This window comes from Pseudoalteromonas piscicida (genome assembly GCF_002744175.1).
Taxonomy (GTDB): Bacteria; Pseudomonadota; Gammaproteobacteria; order Enterobacterales; family Alteromonadaceae; genus Pseudoalteromonas; species Pseudoalteromonas piscicida_B.
The window spans coordinates 1-4,950 of the sequence record NZ_NKHF01000054.1; the positions used below are offsets into that span (position 1 = coordinate 1).

The following is a 4,950-nucleotide window of genomic DNA, read 5'->3' on the forward strand; positions in this document are numbered from 1 at the left end:
TCGCCGCGTGAAGCGGCTCCTACCGAGGTATTCACTCTGTGGGAGCGAGTTCACCTCGCGATCTCTTCACGGCTCGCCGCGTGAAGCGGCTCCTACCAGAGTATTCACTTTGTGGGAGCGAGTTTACCTCGCGATCTTTTAACGGCTCACCGCGTGAAGCGGCTCCTACCTAGGTGTTCATTCTGTGGGAGCGAGTTTACCTCGCGATCTTTTTATTGGATGTTTTAGACTTACGCCATGGCTAGTTCGCTCTTATCACCCATCCAGCGCCAGATGATAGGGTCAACAATATCGCTGTGGTTTTTAAGCACGGTAAAAGCTAGGCTTCTCACTTGGGGCAATAAATGTTTATCTCGGCTAAGATCGGCAATTTTAAGCTCCGCCAATCCAGTTTGTTTTGTACCAAGCACTTCACCTGGGCCGCGGATCTCAAGGTCGCGCTCAGCGATGACAAAGCCGTCATTACTTTCTCTAAGCACTCCTAAACGCTTTTGTGCAGTGACCGATAGCGGTGCATGGTAAAGCAGTAAACAATGTGATGCGATTTGCCCACGACCAACACGGCCGCGCAATTGGTGCAGCTGCGCCAAACCCAAACGCTCAGGGTTTTCAATGATGATAAGGCTAGCGTTGGGCACATCCACGCCAACTTCAATCACGGTAGTGGCAACCAGCACATGGGTATGACCCTGTTTAAACTCGTCCATGATGGCCTGCTTTTCTTGGGCCTTCATACGGCCATGCACCAGCGCGATATTAAGTTCAGGCAAGGCTTCAGCAAGGGCTTTTGCGGTGTCTTCTGCGGCTTGGCACTGTAGCGCTTCAGACTCATCTATGAGCGTACATACCCAGTACACTTGACGTTTATCTTCAACGCAGGCCTTTTGTACTTTTTTGATTACTTCATTGCGTCTGGTGTCTGGCACGGCGACGGTTGTGATTGGGGTTCTGCCCGGTGGTAGCTCATCGATAATTGAGGTTTCAAGATCTGCATAGGCCGTCATTGCCAAGGTTCTTGGAATTGGAGTTGCGGTCATCACCAGCTGATGCGGATAGCAATCGCCAAACTTGCCCTTTTCTCTTAGCGCTAGGCGCTGATGCACGCCAAACCTATGTTGTTCGTCGATGATGATTAGGGCTAGGTTAGAAAACTGCACTTGCTCTTGGAATAACGCATGGGTGCCGACCACCATTTGCGCTTGCCCCGAAGCAATACGCTCAAGGGCATAATTACGTTCCTTACCTTTGGTTTTACCTCCCAGCCATACGGTTTCTATACCCATAGGTTCAAACCAATTAAGGAAGTTGATGCCGTGTTGCTCGGATAGGATCTCAGTGGGTGCCATTAGTGCTACTTGATAACCCTGTGCGATAGCCGTTAACGCGCTAAGTGCTGCCACAAGGGTTTTTCCTGAGCCAACATCCCCTTGCACCAATCGCATCATGGGGTAGGGGTGTTGTAAGTCGCCTTTGATCTCTGCCACTACTCGACTTTGAGCATTGGTGGGGGCAAATGGTAAAGCAGATAAAAACTGGGCTTCAAGTGGATTGCTAGGTGGTAGTGCAACTGCTTTTACTGCTTGACCTTTTTGTCTTAGCTTGAGCAAGCTGAGGTTTTGCGCCAATAACTCTTCAAACGCCAAACGTGCTTGTGCGGGGTGTTGCCCAAGCTCTAATTGCGCTAAATCCACTTCTTGTGGTGGGCGATGCAGTAATAACAGCGCTTCTTTTAAGCTTTGCTGTGATGGCCGGTACTGAGCTGGTAAATAATCTGGTACATCATATTTGCGCAGTAACTCAACGGCTTGATCGGCAATTGCTCGAATGCTCAGTTGCTTTAATCCTTCGGTGGTAGGATAAACTGGCGTAAGCGTCGCAAGACTCGGATCGCTCGGTGCAGAGCGCGTCTCTTTGATGCTGTACTCTGGATGCGCCATTTCAAAGCCATAATGACCACGGCGAACCTCACCAAAACAGCGGATCACTTTGCCCGCTTGCATGGCATTTTTTTGTGCTGCGTTAAAGTTAAAAAAGCGCAGTGCGATCCGCCCCGTACCATCATTAACATAGCACACCAACATACGGCGTTTGCCTTGCGTGATTTCGCTACGCTCGATCTCAGCTTCAATGCTGACATGGCTATGGGCCTGCAACTCGCAGATTGAATAAGTACGAGCACGGTCTTCGTAGCGCAGCGGAAGGTGAAATAACATGTCTTGTACCGATTGAATGCCAAGTTTGGCCAAACGCTCGGCCGCTTTGGGGCCTACGCCTTTTAATTCGGTGATTGGGTAAGTAGCCAAATTTGGTGTCGACATGCTAATCCTCTAGCGCGATCCGCGTTATTTATTTCTTCTGCGTAAACTTAAGAATGTCCCAAAAAGTGTCGTCTGCAACAATTTCACCATGCTCATCAAGTGCAGGATAAGGTAGTCCTTTTTCTCTACAGCGGGTTGCAATAATTGGATGACACCCCTCAAATAGTAACTTATGTTTTACCACAGGATCCATCATATCTGTACGTTTGTACAGTCCCGCAGCATCTCTTTGACGCTGTGCTTCGTATAAAATAAGCGCTGCAGCAACAGAGACATTAAGTGATTGCACCATGCCTTGCATTGGGATCACAATGTGCTGATCAGCGTGTTCAAGTGCGCGATCAGAGATCCCTAAGCGTTCTTGGCCAACAATAATGGCGGTGGGTTTAGTGTAATCAATTTCACGAAAATCAACGGCACTATCGCTCAGGTTGGTTGCCAGTAATTGCACACCTGGATTCTGCTCACGGATTGTTGCAACGGCTTGGTCTATATGCTCATGCATATGGGTCTCAACCCAGTTTTTGCTGCCGCCAGAGGTGTTATTGGTTAACCGTCTCTGCTCTTGCGGCCATACAGCGTGCACGTGGTGGCAGCCAACCGCGTCTGCGGTACGTACAATCGCTGACAGATTGTGGTGCTTATGCACTTCGTCTAGGCATACTGTAAGGTCGGTTTGGCGTCTATCTAATACGCTTTTTACACGATGGAATCTATTCTCAGCCATCTACTTAACTACTCTAATCAAAAAATTCCCGCGATTATAACAAAAAAGGGGCTAAGGCATAACGGTGCGCTGAATTGGGTTTTGTAGTGAGATCAGCGTTTCAGTTGATTGGATCGACTCAATGGTTTGCACTTTATTGATCAGTACATCTTGAAGGTGGTCGATGGAGCGCGCCATCACTTTGATAAAAATGCTGTAATTGCCGGTGGTGTAGTAGGCCTCAACCACTTCTTCAAATTCTTTTAAACGTGCAATGGCTCCCGGGTAGTCGCCGGCGTGTTTTAGGTTTATCCCGATAAAACAGCAGACATCGTAACCAAGTCGTTTGGCATTGATGCTCACTTGAGTTCCTTCGATGATCCCCGCTTGCTTCATTTTTTCGACCCGCACATGGATTGTACCTGCGCTAACTGTAAATCTTTTGGCTAATTCTGCGTACGGAGTGCGGGCATTTTCTTTTAAAGCGTGAAGGATGGATCTATCCAGATTATCGATCTCATAATTTTCCATGTAAATATCCATTAACAATTATCGTTTATATAAAATTTATAGCATATTTTTGATGAAAATAATTATGTAAAGGTGTTTTTGTTGTGGGTTATTGATGTTTGTGCCACTTTCTTTAAATATAGACTTAACAAAACGACAAATGCGGGAATGAGGACCTAACCATGTTGAGCAAGTATCAAGAAACACAAAAGCAGATAGCACGAGTAAAACAAGTATTTTCATCACAACTAACCGAACAATTGGGGTTAGTTGAAGTACAAGCTCCGATTTTGGCGCGCTTAGGCGATGGTATTCAAGACAACCTAAGTGGTCATGAACAGGCGGTACAAGTAAAAGTGAAAACACTACCAGATGCGCAGTTTGAAGTAGTGCACTCTCTTGCTAAATGGAAGCGTAAAACATTAGGCGATTATGGGTTTGCTAAAGGTGAAGGCCTTTATACGCACATGAAAGCGTTACGCCCAGACGAAGATAAGCTATCGCCAATCCATTCTGTTTATGTGGATCAGTGGGACTGGGAAAAAGTGATTTGCGAAAACAGTGAACGTTCGCTGGCAAAACTAAAAGAGACGGTTGAGACCCTTTATCGTTCAATTAAAGCAACAGAAAAGGTCGTTGAAGACGAGTTTGGTATTGCGGCATTCCTTCCAGAGAAAATTACGTTTGTGCACAGTGAAGAATTGCGCACTATGTACCCCGATTTTACTGCTAAGCAACGTGAAAAGGCGATTGCTCAAGAATATGGTGCGGTATTTTTAATTGGTATTGGTGGTGAACTTGGAGATGGCAAAATTCACGACGTTCGTGCACCAGATTATGACGATTGGTCAACGCCAACGTGCGATAAATACCAAGGGCTTAATGGTGATATTTTAGTATGGAACCCAGTGCTAGAAGATGCTTTTGAAATCTCATCAATGGGTATTCGTGTTTGCCCCGACTCGCTGGCAAGACAGCTTAAATTAACCGATGACGAGACTCGTTTAAGCTTAGATTGGCACCAACAGTTAGTAGCGGGTGAGTTACCACAAACCATTGGGGGTGGTATTGGCCAATCACGTTTAGTGATGTTGTTGTTACAAAAGCAGCACATTGGTCAGGTGCAGGTAGGTGTATGGCCTGAAGAAGTACGCAGCAGCGTTGCTGATTTACTTTAACAAGATCGCGAGGTGAACTCGCTCCTACTGGGCGACGCCATGGTAGGAGCCGCTTCACGCGGCGAGCTGTTAAAAGATCGCGAGGTGAACTCGCTCCTACGGGGCGACGCCATGGTAGGAGCCGCTTCACGCGGCGAGCAGTTAAAAAATCGCGAGGTGAACTCGCTCCCACAGGGTGAATACTCTGGTAGAAGCCGCTTCATGCGGCGAGCAGTTAAAAATCGCGAGATGAACTTGC

The 4,950-nt window shown here is 47.2% G+C and carries 4 protein-coding genes; 1 reads left to right on the forward strand and 3 read right to left on the reverse strand.

Annotation, left to right across the window (positions count from 1 at the left end):
- Positions 1-230: 230 nt before the first annotated feature.
- The 3 genes from recG to asnC are packed head-to-tail and all read right to left on the reverse strand — an operon-like array spanning position 231 to position 3,555.
- Positions 231-2,318, reverse strand: a complete 2,088-nt coding sequence (gene recG / locus CEX98_RS12105; RefSeq protein WP_099642324.1) for an ATP-dependent DNA helicase RecG — start codon at positions 2,316-2,318, stop codon at positions 231-233.
- A 28-nt stretch (positions 2,319-2,346) separates the two neighbouring features.
- Complete coding sequence (gene trmH, locus CEX98_RS12110; protein ID WP_099642325.1) at positions 2,347-3,045, reverse strand: tRNA (guanosine(18)-2'-O)-methyltransferase TrmH; 699 nt, start codon at positions 3,043-3,045, stop codon at positions 2,347-2,349.
- A gap of 51 nt (positions 3,046-3,096) precedes the next feature.
- Entirely contained in the window at positions 3,097-3,555 is a 459-nt protein-coding gene (gene asnC, locus CEX98_RS12115; protein ID WP_045964915.1) for a transcriptional regulator AsnC, read from the reverse strand.
- A gap of 161 nt (positions 3,556-3,716) precedes the next feature.
- Between asnC and asnA the strand changes: the two genes are divergently transcribed.
- Positions 3,717-4,712, forward strand: a complete 996-nt coding sequence (asnA, locus tag CEX98_RS12120; protein WP_099642326.1) for an aspartate--ammonia ligase — start codon at positions 3,717-3,719, stop codon at positions 4,710-4,712.
- The last annotated feature ends 238 nt before the right edge of the window (positions 4,713-4,950 follow it).